General features: G+C 58.1%; 16 protein-coding genes and 1 tRNA gene. 9 read left to right on the plus strand and 8 right to left on the minus strand.

Annotation, left to right across the window (positions count from 1 at the left end; translation table 11 throughout):
* Nucleotide 1: 1 nt before the first annotated feature.
* The 3 genes from AC2FNR_RS18405 to AC2FNR_RS18415 form a co-directional block, all read right to left on the minus strand.
* The gene (locus AC2FNR_RS18405; protein WP_496850626.1) at nt 2-979 is read right to left on the minus strand and encodes an AAA family ATPase; all 978 of its coding nucleotides are present in this window, start codon (nt 977-979) and stop codon (nt 2-4) included.
* A 111-nt stretch (nt 980-1,090) separates the two neighbouring features.
* A complete protein-coding gene (locus tag AC2FNR_RS18410; RefSeq protein ID WP_496850628.1) occupies nt 1,091-2,230 on the minus strand; it encodes an acetoin utilization protein AcuC in 1,140 nt (379 codons plus the stop codon).
* The gene (locus AC2FNR_RS18415) at nt 2,205-3,287 is read right to left on the minus strand and encodes an AI-2E family transporter (RefSeq protein ID WP_496850629.1); all 1,083 of its coding nucleotides are present in this window, start codon (nt 3,285-3,287) and stop codon (nt 2,205-2,207) included. The genes AC2FNR_RS18410 and AC2FNR_RS18415 overlap by 26 nt, the downstream gene beginning before the upstream one ends.
* Before the next feature lie 150 nt (nt 3,288-3,437).
* Between AC2FNR_RS18415 and AC2FNR_RS18420 the strand changes: the two genes are divergently transcribed.
* From AC2FNR_RS18420 to AC2FNR_RS18430, 3 genes are all read left to right on the plus strand, one after another.
* On the plus strand, nt 3,438-4,304 hold the full coding sequence (locus AC2FNR_RS18420) for a YihY/virulence factor BrkB family protein (protein ID WP_496850631.1): 867 nt from the start codon (nt 3,438-3,440) through the stop codon (nt 4,302-4,304).
* Nucleotides 4,301-6,199, plus strand: a complete 1,899-nt coding sequence (locus tag AC2FNR_RS18425; RefSeq protein WP_496850633.1) for a cytochrome c3 family protein — start codon at nt 4,301-4,303, stop codon at nt 6,197-6,199. Before AC2FNR_RS18420 ends, AC2FNR_RS18425 begins: the two co-directional genes overlap by 4 nt.
* Before the next feature lie 98 nt (nt 6,200-6,297).
* Entirely contained in the window at nt 6,298-6,486 is a 189-nt protein-coding gene (locus AC2FNR_RS18430) for a hypothetical protein (RefSeq protein ID WP_170751314.1), read from the plus strand.
* 2 nt (nt 6,487-6,488) lie between these two features.
* On the opposite strand, the gene AC2FNR_RS18435 is transcribed toward AC2FNR_RS18430, so the two are convergent.
* From AC2FNR_RS18435 to AC2FNR_RS18445, 3 genes are read right to left on the minus strand one after another with little or no spacing between them, the layout of a single operon-like run.
* Nucleotides 6,489-7,205, minus strand: coding sequence for an RlmE family RNA methyltransferase (locus AC2FNR_RS18435; protein WP_496850635.1), 717 nt, complete (start codon nt 7,203-7,205; stop codon nt 6,489-6,491).
* 49 nt (nt 7,206-7,254) lie between these two features.
* On the minus strand, nt 7,255-7,590 hold the full coding sequence (locus tag AC2FNR_RS18440) for a hypothetical protein (RefSeq protein ID WP_480865592.1): 336 nt from the start codon (nt 7,588-7,590) through the stop codon (nt 7,255-7,257).
* A 13-nt stretch (nt 7,591-7,603) separates the two neighbouring features.
* Nucleotides 7,604-8,716, minus strand: coding sequence for a Ppx/GppA phosphatase family protein (locus AC2FNR_RS18445; protein ID WP_496850637.1), 1,113 nt, complete (start codon nt 8,714-8,716; stop codon nt 7,604-7,606).
* A gap of 241 nt (nt 8,717-8,957) precedes the next feature.
* Between AC2FNR_RS18445 and AC2FNR_RS18450 the strand changes: the two genes are divergently transcribed.
* From AC2FNR_RS18450 to AC2FNR_RS18470, 5 genes are all read left to right on the plus strand, one after another.
* Entirely contained in the window at nt 8,958-9,254 is a 297-nt protein-coding gene (locus AC2FNR_RS18450; RefSeq protein WP_170354240.1) for a virulence factor, read from the plus strand.
* 26 nt (nt 9,255-9,280) lie between these two features.
* Complete coding sequence (locus AC2FNR_RS18455; RefSeq protein WP_496850639.1) at nt 9,281-10,207, plus strand: methylenetetrahydrofolate reductase; 927 nt, start codon at nt 9,281-9,283, stop codon at nt 10,205-10,207.
* 9 nt (nt 10,208-10,216) lie between these two features.
* Nucleotides 10,217-11,278 (plus strand): methyltetrahydrofolate cobalamin methyltransferase, encoded by a 1,062-nt coding sequence (locus AC2FNR_RS18460; RefSeq protein ID WP_170354238.1) that lies wholly within the window; start codon nt 10,217-10,219, stop codon nt 11,276-11,278.
* A gap of 125 nt (nt 11,279-11,403) precedes the next feature.
* Nucleotides 11,404-12,231: a polyphosphate kinase 2 family protein gene (locus AC2FNR_RS18465; RefSeq protein ID WP_496850641.1), complete on the plus strand. Its 828-nt coding sequence runs from the start codon at nt 11,404-11,406 to the stop codon at nt 12,229-12,231.
* 66 nt (nt 12,232-12,297) lie between these two features.
* Nucleotides 12,298-12,371, plus strand: a tRNA-Gly gene (locus tag AC2FNR_RS18470).
* Nucleotides 12,372-12,373: 2 nt separating this feature from the next.
* Here AC2FNR_RS18470 and AC2FNR_RS18475 read toward each other — a convergent pair.
* Nucleotides 12,374-13,231, minus strand: a complete 858-nt coding sequence (locus AC2FNR_RS18475; protein WP_496850643.1) for a class I SAM-dependent methyltransferase — start codon at nt 13,229-13,231, stop codon at nt 12,374-12,376.
* 18 nt (nt 13,232-13,249) lie between these two features.
* The gene (locus AC2FNR_RS18480) at nt 13,250-15,295 is read right to left on the minus strand and encodes an ASKHA domain-containing protein (RefSeq protein WP_496850645.1); all 2,046 of its coding nucleotides are present in this window, start codon (nt 15,293-15,295) and stop codon (nt 13,250-13,252) included.
* A gap of 217 nt (nt 15,296-15,512) precedes the next feature.
* Between AC2FNR_RS18480 and guaB the strand changes: the two genes are divergently transcribed.
* Entirely contained in the window at nt 15,513-16,961 is a 1,449-nt protein-coding gene (gene guaB, locus AC2FNR_RS18485; RefSeq protein WP_480865586.1) for an IMP dehydrogenase, read from the plus strand.
* Nucleotides 16,962-16,996: the final 35 nt, after the last annotated feature.

Below are 16,996 nucleotides of genomic sequence, written 5' to 3' on the forward strand. Positions count from 1 at the left end.
CTTAGGGCAGGGCCACAAGGCGAAGAATTTCTGCGACAACATTGTCAGCCGTTGTCGCCTCGCCTTCGGCTTCGAAACTAAGTGTAATGCGGTGTCTGAAAACGTCATGCGCGATGGCCCGGATATCAGCTGGGTCCACATAGTCGCGCCCGTTCATCCAGGCTTGCGCACGCCCGCATTTGTCAAGTGCCAGCGAAGCGCGCGGGCTTGCACCTATCTCGATCAAGTTGGCCAAGTCCTCGCTGAACTTGTCGGGCGTTCGTGTCGCTTGCACCAGATCGGCCATATACCTGTCCATTGCGTCTGACACATGTATTTGTGCAATTTCCGCCCTTGCGGTGAACACAGCGTCTTGAGGGATCGGCGCAGGAGCTTCGGTTCGGGATGAAGAAGCGGTGGCGTTGTCTTCACCGCGCACAAGCCGAATGACCTCGACTTCGTCTTCGACGGGTGGATAAGTGATCTGTACGTGCATAAGGAAGCGGTCCATCTGCGCTTCGGGCAGGGGGTAGGTCCCTTCTTGCTCGATGGGGTTCTGGGTTGCCATCACTATGAATAACGGGTCCATCGTGTGGGTCGTACCCGATACCGTGACCTGACGCTCTTCCATGGCTTCAAGCAACGCGGCCTGAACCTTTGCCGGCGCTCGGTTAATTTCGTCCGCCAGAACAATATTGGCAAAGATGGGGCCCGGCTCGAAGCGGAATGTTCCGCCGTCCGGTGTTTGTTGAAACACTTCAGTTCCGGTGACGTCAGACGGCAATAGGTCTGGAGTAAACTGAATTCGGCTGAAGTGGGCATCCAAATTACGGGCCATTGCTTTGACGGCTCGGGTTTTCGCCAAGCCTGGCAAACCTTCGATTAGCAAGTTTCCGTTCGCCAAAAGTCCGATCAATAGGCGGTCGATTACGTCGGACTGGCCGATAATAGACTGCCCCATCCGAGATTTCAGATCATTTATTTGATTGTGTGCATTCATTGCTTATTCCAGTTGAAGCTTCATGCTGCAGGGATGCAATTGGGATAGTAACGGTTGCTCGGAATTGCGCTGTGCTAGCATCAGGTTAGCAGCCCGCTACGTTTCGTTCCACTATGGAATTCTTGCCCTGATGCGAGCCAGACGAGCGGACAATTCAGAACGAACTGGTCCAAGGTGTGGCTTGTCCCGAAGCGTTTTTACCCAGTGTTCGGGCGGCTGTTTTCCCCCTCCGCGGCTCCATGTCAGGGATTTGAGGATGATCTGCGCATTTGCATCCAGAGCGTCCGGTATTTCATACCCATTTAGCGTTGCCCAAACGCCGCTCCATAGGCGGGCAACTGACCACGGGTTGTAGCCGCCGCCACCTAAAACGAGGAACCGCGGCGCCAATTTCTGCAAACTCGACACTGCCCTCCAATGCGCATTATTGGACAAGGTCAAACGCGAGAGGGGATCTTCGGCCACAGCATCGGCACCGCATTGAAGAAGGATGGCTTGAGGGCGAAACGCAGCGGCGGCGGGTAGTATCAGCTCTTCCAGGATGGCAAAGAATTCGTCGTCATTGAGGCCCCGAGGAACGGGCAGGTTGAAAGCCGCTCCTCCCGCAGTGTCATCCAGTGTTCCACTGAATGGCCAGCGGCGCTCTTCGTGAATTGATATCATTCTGACCTTAGTGGAGCCGTGGAACGCAGCCTCGACTCCGTCGCAATGATGGGCGTCGATATCGACGTAGACTATCCGGCTCGATCCGTGACGGATGAGGGACTGAATCGCCAAGACAGGATCATTGAGGTAGCAAAACCCGTTGGCTCGGTCGGATAGACCGTGATGAGTGCCGCCGGCAGGGTTAAAGACAACACCGCCATCGCGGATTAGTTCCGCGCCCAGCATCGAACCACCGGCAGCGGTGGCTGGTCGACGATACATCTCGGGGAAAACCGGGTTGGACAGGGTGCCCAGCCCGTGTTTTTGTCGGGTTTCGTCTGATACGTATTGCGACGCCTCTGCCTTTTGCAGCGCATCGATGTATGCAGGCGTATGAAACGCGTGCAGCGCCTTTGGTTTGGCGCAGGGGCTCACGCGATAATTTTCAGCCTTCAGCCAGCCCAACGCGCGACACAGATCAATAACTGTTGAAACGCGGGGAATCGCTAGCGGATGTTTCGCACCGTAGGTGGACTTCCGATAGATTTCGGCACCAATGAAAAGAGGGTGCTGCATCGCTTCAGGTTTCTGTGTTGTCCTGATCATCCCAAATCCGACCGTCCAGCGACATCAAAACCGCGATTGGGCGCAAGGCGGAAATGTGGCTGAATACGATCAGGATGCAGACCGTTAAAGGCACACTCAGGAACGCTCCTATCATGCCCCAAACTGTTGTCCAGAAAGTCAGAGCCAGGATCACGAGGAAGGTCGACATATTGAGTGACCGGCCCAGCATCGCAGGGTCCAGGAAGTTGCCGATAGCGAACTGAATCGTCCCGCAACCGAATACGATGATCAGGAAAGGGCCGATGGTTTCGAATTGAACCAATGCAATCATTGCCGGAAACACCACCGCAATAATCGACCCGATTGAAGGGATGAAGTTCAGTGCAAATGTCAACACGGCCCATGTTTCGGAATATTCTAGGCCAAGAACTCGGAACACCGAGTAACTGATCCCCGCCGTAATTAGACTGATGAAGGTTTTCACGCCCACATAGCGTTGAAGGCTGAACGAGATCGCATCCAACACCGCAGCGAACTCGGCACCGGTTTCTGGGTTCCCGGCGGCTAGCCGGATTTTCTTGCGAAAGGCCAGTCTTTCGGCCATCAAAAATGCGACGTAAAGGCTGATCAGGAAGAATTGGTTCAGCAGTGATGTGGCGCTGCCTAGCAGTACGCGCGCGACATAGGTCATGTCGATATTGATCAGATTGTCGCGTATGAAGGTTGTTACATTGTTGCCCACAAGTCCGGTGATCCGATTGACGGCTCCGTCGAACTGGCTTTCGTAGTCGCTGATCGAGCGTGCGAACTGCGTCGCCTGACTGCCCAGAATATACATGATCATGAACAACCCTGCCAAAACCACGGTAACGCCTGCAATATTGGCCAACCAGACAGGCGCGCGGGTCAGGGCGATCACACGGTCGCTAAGCGCCATGATCAGAACGTTGATCAAGAGGGCCATGGTCAACGGGATTAAAAACGCCGCCCCCGCATAAAGCGCAAGCACTGTCAGCGTCGCCACAATGGCCGCATCGCGCACGACAGCCAATTTTATACGCGGCGAGGACGCGGAGTTTTCTGGATCCAGGGTCATTTAGCTGCCTGTGACGTTGCAGGTAGGATTACCTTGATCCTGCACAGACCAGAAAATTATGCAATGCATCCAGATGTTTGGGGAAGTTAATTTGCCCATTTTGAGGTTTTGACGGTTCTGTGATCGCGTTGGGCGGGTTAGGCTTTGATCATGATTTCTCAAGTGATTCCTTCGCTGAGTCGCCCAATCCAGGCTTTGTGGCTGGCCATTGGACGGTTCGGTGGCAAAAACGGCCTTGTCATGAGTAGCCATGTCGCCATGTCGTTGATGTTGGCACTGTTCCCATTTGTTCTGTTCACAGTGGCATTTGCCGGGTCCTTGTCACAAGGTTATGTCACCGAAGAACTGATCGAATTGATCTTTGGCGCATGGCCCAAGGATGTAGCCGATCCCATCGTATCCGAACTTCGCGCAGTGCTAGAGCAGTCGGGGTCGGGCGTGATTACTTTGGGCGGCCTTTTGGCGATCTTCTTTGCCTCGAACGGGGTGGTTGCTGTCAGGGCGGCTATGAATCAGGCTTATCATGATCAAGACAGTTGGCCATTTTGGAAAACGCGGCTGCTGTGCCTTGGTCTGGTGATCATCGGTGGGGCGACAATTCTGGCCATCGCTGCAGTCGAGGTCATCTTGCCGGTTTACACCAAACTGGTTTCGGAAAAGACAGATGTAAACGTATCGCATTGGTTGTCCGTGGACCGCCTGCGCTGGACGTTTACCGTAGCAGTTCCAGCCGGAACTGTCTTTTTGGCGCATTTGATCCTGCCCACTCGGCGCCATTCCATGTCACAAATTCTGCCGGGGGTCTTGTTGACTTTGGCGCTTTGGGCCGCGGGCGGGTGGGGCTTTTCGATCTACATCAGCCAATTCGCATCCTACAGTGCCACCTATGCAGGCTTGGCCGGAGCGATGGCTGCCCTGATCTTTTTGTATCTGTGCGCGGCGATCCTGATATTGGGCGCGGAATACAATGGCGCGCTCATGGATTTGCAAGTTGGCGATGATGGGGACCAACCGTGAAAGCTCTTTGGATTATCCTTGGTCTGATGCTGCCGACCTTTGCCGCAGCCCAGGTGCCCGTCTATGTCGGTTCCGATCAATGCAAAGATTGTCACGAGGCTGAGGCCGCGGCGTGGTCGCAATCTCATCACGCCTTGGCCTGGACAGATGTGGAGGACGGTCATGTTGTTGCAGATTTCAATGGTACGCAGTTCGACCATGATGGGATGTCTGTCCATTTCTCCGATGACGGAGATCTGCGCGCCAGGGTCACGGAGAAAGACGGGGTATCAAACGATTACACGGTACACTCGGTAGTCGGTATCGAACCCCTGCAACAATATCTGTTCGAAACCCGACCGGGGCAATTGCAAAGCTTTGATGTCGTTTGGGACACTGAAGAAAACCGTTGGTTCCACTTATACCCGGATCAGGACCTGCCGCCCGATGATGGGTTGCACTGGACCGGCCCCTATAAAAACTGGAATGCGCGTTGTGCCGAGTGTCACGCCACTGGCTTTGACAAGAACTATGACGCGGGCACGCGCTCATATGCGTCTACCCAGGCGGAAATCGGGGTTGGATGTGAAGCATGCCATGGGCCAGGCTCGGCGCATATTGGCTGGACGAACGGGCAGGGGGGCAGCCCCGACCTGACGGAATATGGCTTCACGATGGAATGGGGCGCGGGGCAGACTGAGGCTGAGATACAGCAATGTGCCGGTTGCCATTCCCGCCGCGAGGCGCATGGGGATGGCAACCCGTTGCCGGGCACGGCGTATCACGATGCCTACAACCTGGCGGTTTTACGGCCGGGGCTCTACCACCCGGATGGCCAAATTCTGGACGAGGTCTACGTCTATGGCTCATTCCTGCAGTCGCGAATGTACGCGCAAGGGGTCGGCTGCATGGATTGCCACGAGCCACATAGCGCGATGCTTAAGGCCGAAGGAAACGGGCTGTGTACGCAATGCCATTCGGGTGCGGGGAATGACCGCTTTCCGACCCTCGCCCGCGGAGAATACGACACGTCTGCGCATCATAACCATCCCGATGGCAGCGCAGGGGCACAGTGCAAATCGTGCCACATGATTGAACGGGTTTACATGGGTGTGGATGGCCGTCGCGATCACAGTTTTCGCGTCCCGCGTCCCGATCTGGCACTGGGTCAGGATGCCTGCACCGATTGCCATACGGATCAAAACCAATCCTGGGCTGCCGCACAAACAGCCGATTGGTTTCCGGAATCGTCTCACCGTGGTCCCCATTATGGAACTGTATTCAACGCTGCAGTGACGGGCCAGGCCGAAGGACCATCGGCGCTGTTGGGTATTGCGGGTGATCAGACGCAACCGGGTATTGTCAGGGCGACAGCTGCATATCTATTGCAGAACTACGGCTCGGCCGAAGTTGCTGCACAGACTGCAGGGTTGCTGTCTGACCAAGATCCTTTGGTCCGTGCAAACGCTGTGGTGCTGCAACGTTCCGCCGAGCTCCGCGATCAGATTGAGCGGCTGGAACCTTTGTTGTCCGATCCGTTGTTGAACGTGCGTATTGCTGTCGCCAAAGAGCTTCTGACCATTCCGCAACAAGCCCTGACCGCCGGGCAACAGTCAAAGGCTGGTCAGGTGATGGCAGAATGGCAGGATGCCATTGCCAATCGGCTGGACTTTCCAGAAACCCATATGGCGCTGGGCGGGATGGCTTTGACCTTTCGGAACGCGCCAGCGGCCGAACGCGCCTTTCGCGAGGTGATACAACTGGATCCACAGAGAGCTGAGGCATGGCCCATTCTGGTGCAACTGGTCCAACTCAACAGCGGAACTGAAGCGGCTCTGGACGTCCTAAGCCAAGGGTTGGACCGGGTACCCGATCACCCGGATCTGCTGCAACTGCAAAGGCAGTTGACCCGCTAAAACGGCACCGCTTCGCCCGGTTTCGGCCATTTTAGCGGCAAATTTCACCTGTAACAGGACGGGGCGGGTAGAAAACCCGTCGTGTTAAAAGGTGCTCCATGTCCGACAAACCGGTCCATACGTCGCAACTGCAACGGCCACTTTCCCTATCCCAACGGATCGAGGATCTGCGAACGCGCAAGCCGGAATACTTGAACCATGGTGAGGCGCTGTTGATGCAGGGGATTGCTACGGCGTCACTGCGTCAACAGGTACTGGCGGGTGATTTTATTTCGCTCGAAGATTAAGGTCAGCCACGAAAGCCTGTTGCTACAACAAATTTTTCGGAACTGTCCGACCGTGAAGCGGACGGTTTTACGTTGGCGACCTTGTTGAACTTCTGTTTTAGCAATTTTTGCAAGTCGCCTTCTGCGCCCCCGGCAAGCACCTTGGCCACAAAGGTTCCACCTTCCTCAAGGACATCAAAGGCGAAATAGGCGGCGGCCTCGCACAACGCCATGATACGCAAATGGTCTGTCTGCTTGTGCCCAGATGAGGCTGCGGCCATGTCCGACATGACCACATCGGCCTTGCCGTCCAACCACTCTTTGACCTTGTCGTCCGCGTCGTCTTCCATGAAGTCCAAAACGTGGGCGATCGCACCTGCGACCGGTTCGACCTCTTGCAGGTCCACACCCAGAACTGTTCCGATGCGCTTACCGCTTTTCTCACCCAGCGCATTCACTCGTTTGACGGCGACCTGCAGCCAGCCGCCGGGAGCACAGCCCAAGTCAACGACACGAGCGCCGGGGACCAAAAAACGGAATTTGTCGTCCAGTTCCAATATTTTGAACGCCGCGCGCCCCCGATACCCCTCGGCCTGCGCACGCTTGACATACGGATCGTTCAACTGCCGCTCGAGCCAGCGGGTCGAGCTGAGTTTGCGTCCTCGGGCGGTCTTTACCTTAACCTTCAGATCGCGTTGTCCGCGTCCCGAGTTGCTTTTTCCAGTCGGTGTTTTGGCCATGTGTGGTCTCCTGAAGACTGGGGGCGTTTACCGGCTTGGTCTAGGGTTATCAAGTTGATCCTGTCGGTGCGTCCATCAATAGCAGATCTGGCCAAGGAGAAGAAACACCAAAGCCCAGCCAGCCCAGACAGTTTGCCCCCGTGGACAAAACGGAGGACTTCGGAACATCAGGGTGCGAAACCTCGTTCAAAAACGCCAGCGCATCCAGACCTTGGTTGTAGGGCACTGACAGCGCAATTCCCCCTATGGCCAGTGCATAATGCGGTAGGGCGTTTGCAATCTGAAAGCCGGGGCAGAACACGTCAAATCCGGCTGCTTCCAGACAACAAATCGTGGTTGCTGCGGTCGATGTGCGATAGGCTAGGGCAACGACGGTCAGCGGCATCGAAGATATGGTCCTAAAAAGGTCCGTCTTCCAACACACCGTCCGCGCTCATTTGCGCGTACAGCAGACCTTCGCGAAGTCCGCGATCGGCTACCGAAAGACGGTCGGTGGGCCAGCAGCGCAGCAACGCCTGCAAAATGGCCGAGCCCGACATGATCAAAGCCTGTCGGTCATCGCCGATCCTTGGGTCACGGCGCCGTCCCTGAGGACCAAGCTCCAGATACCCGCGTATTACCTTGTCAATCTGATCGCTGGTCATACGCAGACCGTCCACTTTGGTTCGGTCATAGCGCTTTAATCCCAGATGTGATGCGGCAACAGTTGTAACCGTTCCGCTGGTGCCAACGATCTGGAGGCCTTCTCGTGTCTGTTCGTCCTTGTAAGGGGCAAAATCTGCAAGGTTTTCCTCGAAAAACCAGCTCATAAGAGCAAAGCGGGCCGAGTCGTCTTCGACATCGTTGAACTGATCGCGAAGGGTTGCGACACCCAAGGGAACACTGATCCAGTCCACAACTTTGGCAGACGGAAAGGGGTTGTCGGCGGTTTGAAACCCGTGATGCAGTCGCATGATCGCTGCGGGCCTATCGCGGCGCAACACCGAAGAAAGGTCGATCCACACAAGCTCTGTCGAACCGCCGCCGATATCAACGACCAGCAACTGCTCGGTCTTGGTCGACACAAGCGGCGCGCATGAGATAACGGCTAGACGGGCCTCTTCTTCGGGCTTGATGATCTCAAGGGTCAGGCCGGTTTCCCGTTTGACCTGTCGGATGAAATCGCGCGAATTCTTTGCGCGGCGGCACGCTTCGGTAGCAACCAGTCGCATCCGTTTGACTTTGTTACGTTTCAGCTTCTGCTGGCAGATGCGCAATGCCTGAATGGTGCGAGCCATCGAAGACCGAGACAGCCGTCCGGTCCGTTCGAGCCCCGCGCCAAGCTGCACGGATTTCGAGAAACTGTCTACCACATGAAAGCCGCTGCCCTTGGGCTGGGCGATCAACATGCGACAACTATTTGTACCCAGATCCAGCGCTGCGTATAGCGCATCGGGATCGGGCCTTGCCGGCGCGGGGCTTTCGACCGCTTTCGGGAACGCGCCCGCACCTTTGGGACGCTTGGGCGCCATTCGTAACGCCCTCCGATTTTCGAGTTACCCCGACCATAGGTCGCGTGTTCTGATCGCGCAAGACACTCATTATAGTGATGAGAATTTTGATATGCGTGAACGTTGAACTATTCGTTACAAACCCGCTATCCCATCGTGAGCCAAAAGGTCGTTTGAAATACGCCTTGTGTCGAAAACCGACCGACTTGTGCCCATATAGAAGTCTAGAACCGGTCCATCTGGTTAGGAGGAATCAACAGCGATGCCTGACGTCACCATCGTATACTGGCGCGATATTCCCGCCCAAGTCATCGTCGGCAAAGGTCGGCGGGGCGCAAAGCGGCAATTGGAGGAACGGTTCGAGCAAGCCATCGACCGGGCGGCCATGAAGGTGAACGCCAAGGATAGCGATGCCTACCTGGCCGAATGGCGCAAAGCCGAGCCTTTTGCGGTTGAGGGCGATCCGTCCGACATTGCCGAGGCCGAGGCAGCGCGCTTGGAAGCTGAATATGATCAGGATCGCATCAAAGCTCTGATCGCGAATGATGGTTGGGCATGAGCCCGAGATCTTTATGGGAGGCCACGATGGCTCTGTTGAACTTCAAGAAACGTGCTGCCGTCGAAAACGGCCCTGTGAACCCGACCGTCGAAGCCTTTTTGCAGGGCTACTCGATTGAAGTGATGCCCCGCACCGCCGAAAAGGTCGAAGACTTCAAAGCGCTGCTGCCCGAAGGCACCCGCGTCTACATCGCTCATATCGAGGGCACGCCCATCGAGGACATGGTCAAAACGGCCAAACGTCTGGCCGATGACGGCTATCCGGTCATGCCGCATTTTCCTGCGCGGATCATCAAGGACGCAGCCATGCTGGAAAACTGGATTTCGATGTATCAGGGCGAAGCAGGTGTTGAGCAGGCTTTGCTGCTGGCTGGCGGTGTCGAAAAACCACATGGCGATTTCGAAAGCTCAATGCAGTTGCTGGAATCTGGCCTGTTCGACAAAGCTGGTTTCAAACGCCTGCACGTGGCTGGCCACCCCGAAGGCAACAAGGACATCGACCCTGACGGCTCGACCAAAAATGTCGATGACGCGCTGCGCTGGAAACAGAAATTCAGCGAAACGACGGATGCCGAAATGGCGCTGGCCACACAGTTCGCCTTTGATGCCAAGCCGATCATTGCATGGGCGGATGGCTTAAAAGAGGCGGGCATCGACCTGCCGATCCATATCGGTATCGCGGGCCCGGCCAAGCTGCAGACTCTGATCAAATTCGCTATCGCGTGCGGCGTTGGCCCCTCGCTGAAGGTGCTGCAGAAGCGTGCCATGGACGTGTCCAAGCTGCTGTTGCCCTATGAGCCTACCGATGTTCTGACCGAGTTGGCCAACCGCAAGGCGGCCAACCCCGATTTCAACATTACCAACGTACACTTCTTCCCGCTGGGTGGCATCAAGACCAACGCCACCTGGGCGATCAATAACGGTGGCGCTTCGGCAAAGCCTGCAAACTCCTAAGGAACGGATATGACCCGTACAGTCGTAGAATCAAAAACAAAAACCGCCGTTCTGGGCTTTGATGAACCGTTCTGCGTGATCGGTGAACGGATCAATCCCACCGGCCGCAAGAAACTGGCTGCGGAACTGGAAGCGGGCGATTTCTCCACTGTCGAGAAAGACGCCATCGCGCAGGTTGCAGCAGGGGCAACCGTTCTGGATATCAATGCGGGCGTCGTCTACAACTCGAACCCCAACCCGAACGAGACCGAGCCACCGCTGATGACCAAGATCGTCGAGCTGGTGCAGGGTCTGGTCGATGTGCCGCTGTGTATCGACAGCTCGGTTCCTGGTGCGCTTGAGGCGGGCCTTGAGGCGGCTGAAGGCCGTCCGCTGCTGAACTCGGTCACGGGAGAGGAAGAGCGTCTGGAGCTAGTGTTGCCGCTGGTCAAGAAGTACAACGTACCGGTTGTGGCGATCTCGAACGACGACACTGGGATTTCCGAAGACCCGGATGTGCGGTTTGCCGTGGCAAAAACCATTGTTGAACGGGCTGCCGATTACGGGATCCCCGCCCATGACATCGTGGTTGACCCGTTGGTCATGCCGATCGGTGCGATGGCGACCGCTGGCCAGCAGGTGTTTGCTCTGGTCCGTCGTCTGCGCGAAGAACTGGGCGTGAACACCACCTGCGGTGCGTCCAACATCTCGTTCGGTCTACCCAACCGTCATGGCATCAACAACGCGTTCCTGCCGATGGCGATGGGCGCTGGCATGACTTCGGCGATCATGAACCCGGTGGCCTTGCCGGTTGGCCCCAAGAAACTGGCTGAAAAGAAGGCCGAGGTTGAAGCCAAGGGCATCGTGCTGCCCGCGGATATGGACGATGAGACCTTCTGCCAGTTGTTCGGACTGGGCTCGACCCAACCGCGTGCCGGTAAGGAAATGGAGGCCATCCGCGCCGCCAATCTGTTGACCAACAATGACCCGCATGGCGGGGCGTGGATCAAATTCAACAAGTCGCCTGAAGAAGCCGCTGCAGCCGGTGGGGCAGGTGGCCGTCGCGGCGGTGGCCGCCGGCGCCGCGCCTGATCTGCCGGGAACGACCTTCAAGGCCGGGCCAAGTGCCCGGCCTTTTTCGTTTTGACACCGATCAAGGCTGCTTGCGGTCGTTATTGCGACACTGCCCATGATTATTACCAGATCAGGGCATTGAAATGACCAAACACTTTCCTCCGAAACTGGCCGAGGCCGATCTGTCGCTGCGGTTGGGCAAGAAAGAATATTTCGAAGAGCTGGTCGATCTGCAGGCGCAGCTGGCACTGATTCAGCAGGCATTTCTGTTTCACGGGCTCAAGGGCGTGTTGGTGTTCGAAGGCTGGGACGCGGCGGGCAAGGGCGGCACGATCCGCCGTATCAGTCAGGCTTTGGACCCGCGCAGTTTCAAGGTCTGGCCCATCGGGGCACCCCGCAATTATTATCTGAACCGTCACTACCTGTTGAGGTTTTGGGAGAGGTTGCCGCCCGAGGGCGCGATCTCGGCCTTTGACCGCAGTTGGTACGGGCGGGTCCTGGTCGAGCGGTTGGAAAAGTTCACGCCGGAACACCGCTGGCGTGCCGCCTATGCCGAGATTAACGATTTCGAACGGATGCTGGTGGATGACGGAACGCGGATCGTAAAGCTTTTCTTTCACATCTCACCCGAGGAACAGATGGCGCGGTTCACTGTACGACTGCGCAATCCGATGAAACGCTGGAAACTGACCTATGAGGATTTCCGCAACCGCGAGCGCTGGGCCGAGGCCGAGGTGGCAGTGGATGAGATGTTGGCGCGCACCTCAACGGAAATCGCGCCGTGGCATGTGATCCCGGCCAACAACAAGAAATACGCGCGGATCAAAGCGATGCGCGCGATTGTTGATGCGTTCTCGGACGGGATCGACCTGAACCCGCAGCATCTGGATCGGCGCACGCTGGACGCGGCCAGCGAGGCCTTGGACGTGGAACAATCGTTGATAGACAGCCTGCGTGCCCGTACGGAATAATCGCGTGTTAGTCTGCGGAATGGCGCTTGCGGTCTGGTCGCGCGGGATGTTATCCCGATCCAAGCGGCGGGTATGGTGAAAAGGTATCACACGAGCTTCCCAAGCTCTTGTTACGGGTTCGATTCCCGTTACCCGCTCCAGATCAGCCCGGCCTGCGTGCCTGAAACAGATTTATCAGGGCCGGTATTGCAACAACATCTCCAGCGACATAGGGCCTGAACTCCTCGGCCACAGCCTGCCGAATTGCAGAGACTTCTTCCGGCGTTCCGTCGAAATGGGCGATCACCCGTGCGGCGGGTCCGATCCGCGTACATAGCGCTGCGCTGTCTTCAAGCGTGCCTCGAACGAGCAGGGTGAGGGGTACGGCATCGACAGTGATGTCGGTCAGGCCAGCCTCGGCCAGCAACCCGCTGACTCGATCCTGATCGTGAAATGCCAAAGGGCCGGGGGCATTGCGGTCGACCTTGGGCGGGGTGCCAAGCCGTTCGGTCGCTGCGATATGGGGCAGGCGGAACCACGGGTTGCCAGATAGCGGCCCCCAAGCGGCGAAACACATCCGACCGCCGGGTTTCAGCGCGCGCGCCATGTTGGCAAAGGCGGCTACGGTGTCCTCAAAGAACATCACCCCAAAGCGCGAGATCATGATATCGCGGTCGCCCTCCTCAAACGGATGGGTCTGCGCATCGGCGAATTGAAAGCCAATATTCGCGTGCCCGTCTGCCAGCGCGCGCTCGGCGGCGCGATCCAGAAAAGGCTGCGAGACATCGGCGGCGAGAACATGCCCATCCGGACCAACAGCCTTCGCCGCCAGAACCGTGCTGGCCCCTGTGCCGCAGCCGATATCCAGCACGCGCTGCCCCGGTTGCAGGGCGGCGCGCTCTAGCACCAGATCAAGGACCGGGGCCAGAAGCGCATCCATCTGGTCCTCATAGGTCAGCCATTTCGCACCCGAGGGTGAGTGGCCCCAGTATTCGGCCTGTTCTTCGTTTGCTATGGTCATGGTGCCTCCTTCCGGGGACTATGACCTGCGGCGACGGCGACGGCCAGATTTTTCCTCATCCCCGCCGCCAGTGTTGAACGAGGGTGAGGGCAGCGTGACCACCTGCGCCAGTTCCGGGAACGGGTCGGTCTTGTGCGGGATAGCGTTGGCGGCGACGAAATGGTCCTGAAACTTGGGCTCGATGGCGGTTTCGACCTTGGTGATCTCGCGCACAACGCGTTCGATTTCCTTGCGCGATCCGATGTTGCACAGCGCGATCCGCGCGCCGGTGCCAGCGGCGTTGCCCGCGCTTGAGACCTTGTCCAGTGGTGCGTCGGGTATCATGCCCAGCACCATCGCGTGTTTGGTCGAGATATGCGCGCCAAACGCCCCGGCCAGAACCACGCGATCCACGGCGTCGACCTTCATCTCGTCCATAAGCAGGCGCGCACCGGCATAAAGCGCCGATTTCGCCAGTTGGATGGCGCGGATATCGCCTTGGGTTACGGTGATACGCGGGCCGCCTTCGGCGCTGGCATCGTGGATCAGATAGGAATGCGTGCGGCCTTCGGGGATGCAGCGCGCGGTGCCGGTTTGTTCAGCCGAGCCAATCAGGCCGCTTTCATCCAGCAGCCCGGCGATACGCATTTCGGCAACAGCCTCGATAATGCCCGAGCCACAGATGCCGGTGATCCCGGTGGTGGCGATATCAAGATCGAACCCGTCCTCATCGGACCACTTGTCGGACCCGATGATGCGGAAACGCGGTTCCTTGGTGGCGGGATCAATCTCGATCCGTTCAATCGCACCGGGGGCGGCGCGTTGGCCGGAACTGATCTGCGCGCCTTCAAACGCGGGGCCCGTGGGCGAGGAACAGGCGAGCACGCGTGTGGTGTTGCCCAGCAGAATTTCGGCATTGGTGCCCACATCGACGATCAACACGAGGTCTTCGGACTTGCCGGGTTCCTCGGAGAGCGCAACGGCGGCACAGTCGGCGCCCACATGTCCCGCAATACAGGGTAGGATATAAACCTGCGCGCGCGGGTTCATCTTAGTCAGATCCATCTCACGTGCGGGCAAGGACATGCTCTCGGATGTGGCCAACGCGAAGGGGGCCTGCCCCAGCTCGACCGGGTCCAGACCCAGCAGCAGGTGGTGCATGACCGGGTTGCAGACGAAAACCGTCTCCACGATAAGCGCGGTGTCGATCCCGGCCTCCTCGGCGATGGAGATGGTCAGATCGTTGATCGCCTCGCGCACCGCGCGGGTCATTTCCTGATCACCACCGGGGTTCATCATGGCGTAGGACACGCGGCTCATCAGGTCTTCACCAAAGCGGATTTGTGGGTTCATCAGGCCAGACGAGGCCTTGACCTCACCGGTCTCCAGATCGGTCAGGTGGGCAGCGATGGTGGTTGAGCCAAGGTCGATGGCCAGACCGTACAGCCCTTGTTCATGCAGGCCGGGCCAGATTTCCACGATCCGTGCGACCTCATCCTTGTGGCCTTTGTGGACGGCTACCGTGACCTCCCATTTGCCTTTGCGCAGCACCGGTTGCAGCTTGGCCATCAGCGACAGATCGGCGGTGACGGCCTCAATGTTCCACTGCTGGCGCAGGGCGCGTTCCAACCGCTCCAGATCGCCGGTGGGCGAGTGCATGTCGGGTTCCTCGACCACCACGAAATACAGCCGCGTCGCCGGGTCCATGGTGATAGCGCGTGCGGCAGCCGCTTTGCGGACGACCTGACGATGGACCTGAGACTCAGGCGGCACGTCGATCACAATATCGCCCTGAACCGTCGCCTGACAGCCCAGACGGCGGCCAGGCTTGAGCCCGCGTTTGTCGTCATAGCGTTGTTCGACCGCGTTCCATTCGCTCAGCGCGTCCTCAGATACGGTGACACCGTGCTTGGGAAACTCACCATAGCTGGGCGTGATCTGGCACTTCGAACAAATCCCGCGTCCGCCGCAGACCGAATCCAGATCGACACCCAACTGCCGGGCGGCGGTCAGAACCGGGGTGCCAACGGGGAAATGCCCGCGTTTGCCCGAGGGGGTAAAGACAACAAGGGGGTCGGTGGTCATGTCGGGCCTGCCTTTTGTATTCGCGCGTATGCCGGGGAAGATATGGGTTTGTGCGCAAAGGGAAAGGCCAATCAGCGGCAGGTTTTGCGCAACTTGCGTCGTTTTTCAGCGTGGCATCGGCTCGCATTGGACAACTAGTTTAGGTCAGGGGCTTTTCCTTAGCTGCAATCCATGTCATAGGGTCGCCGTCAAACGGGGTTTTGCATGGGGTTAGCAGATGCAGATTCGTGAGGCACTCACCTTTGACGACGTACTTCTGGTTCCGGGCGCATCTTCTGTGCTGCCCGCAACGGCGGATACGACCACGCGTGTGACGCGCGAGATTACCATGAACATTCCGCTGCTCAGCTCGGCGATGGACACAGTGACCGAGGCGCGAATGGCGATTGCTATGGCGCAGACCGGAGGGATCGGTGTGATCCACAAGAACCTGACGACCGAGGAACAGGCCCGCGAAGTGCGCCGGGTCAAGCGGTTCGAATCCGGTATCGTTTATAACCCCGTGACATTGCGCGCCGATCAGACGCTGGCCGACGCGCAGGCGCTAGTCGAGCGGTACAACTTCACCGGCTTCCCTGTGGTCGATCCTGATGGTCGCGTCGTGGGTATTGTGACCAACCGTGACATGCGCTTTGCGACCTCGGACGACACGCCGATCCACGCGATGATGACCACCGACAATCTGGCAATGCTTCAGGAGCCGGCTGATCTGGAGGAAGCCAAAAGTCTGATGAAGGCGCGCCGGATCGAAAAGTTGCTGGTCGTAGATGGCGCAGGCAAGCTGACCGGCCTGCTAACCCTGAAAGACACCGAACAAGCGGTGCTGAACCCCACCGCCTGCAAGGACCGTCTGGGTCGCTTGCGCGTTGCGGCGGCAACCTCGGTAGGCGATGCGGGGTTTGAGCGGTCGGAACAGCTGGTGGATTCGGGCGTCGACATCATCGTTGTGGACACCGCGCATGGCCACTCGCAAGGCGTGCTGGACGCGGTGCGGCGGGTGAAAACCCTGTCGAACGAAGTGCAGATCATCGCGGGAAATGTCGCCACGGGCGACGCGACCAAGGCGCTGATTGATGCGGGCGCGGATGCGATCAAGGTTGGGATCGGGCCGGGCTCGATCTGTACCACGCGGATGGTGGCCGGTGTGGGTGTGCCGCAGCTGACGGCGATCATGGATTGTGCCTCGGCCGCCGGAGACGTTCCGGTGATTGCCGATGGCGGCATCAAGTTCTCGGGCGATTTCGCCAAGGCGATTGCGGCGGGGGCGTCCTGCGCCATGGTCGGTTCAATGATCGCGGGCACCGATGAAAGCCCCGGTGAGGTTATTCTGTATCAGGGCCGCTCGTTCAAATCCTATCGCGGCATGGGCAGCCTGGGCGCAATGGCGCGTGGCTCGGCGGATCGCTATTTCCAGAAGGACGCCGCCAACGATAAGCTGGTGCCCGAAGGGATCGAGGGGCAGGTGCCCTATAAAGGGTCTGCCAGCGCTGTTGTACACCAACTGGTCGGCGGTCTGCGCGCGGCAATGGGATATACCGGCTGTGCCACCGTGGAAGAGATGCGCAGGAACTGCAATTTCGTAAAGATCACTGGCGCAGGGCTGAAAGAAAGCCACGTGCATGACGTGCAGATCACTCGTGAAAGCCCGAACTATCGGGTGATGTAACCTGCTTTAAATTGCATTGCGGCGTCCCGTTCGGG

Source organism: Ruegeria sp. SATB045 (assembly GCF_059613525.1).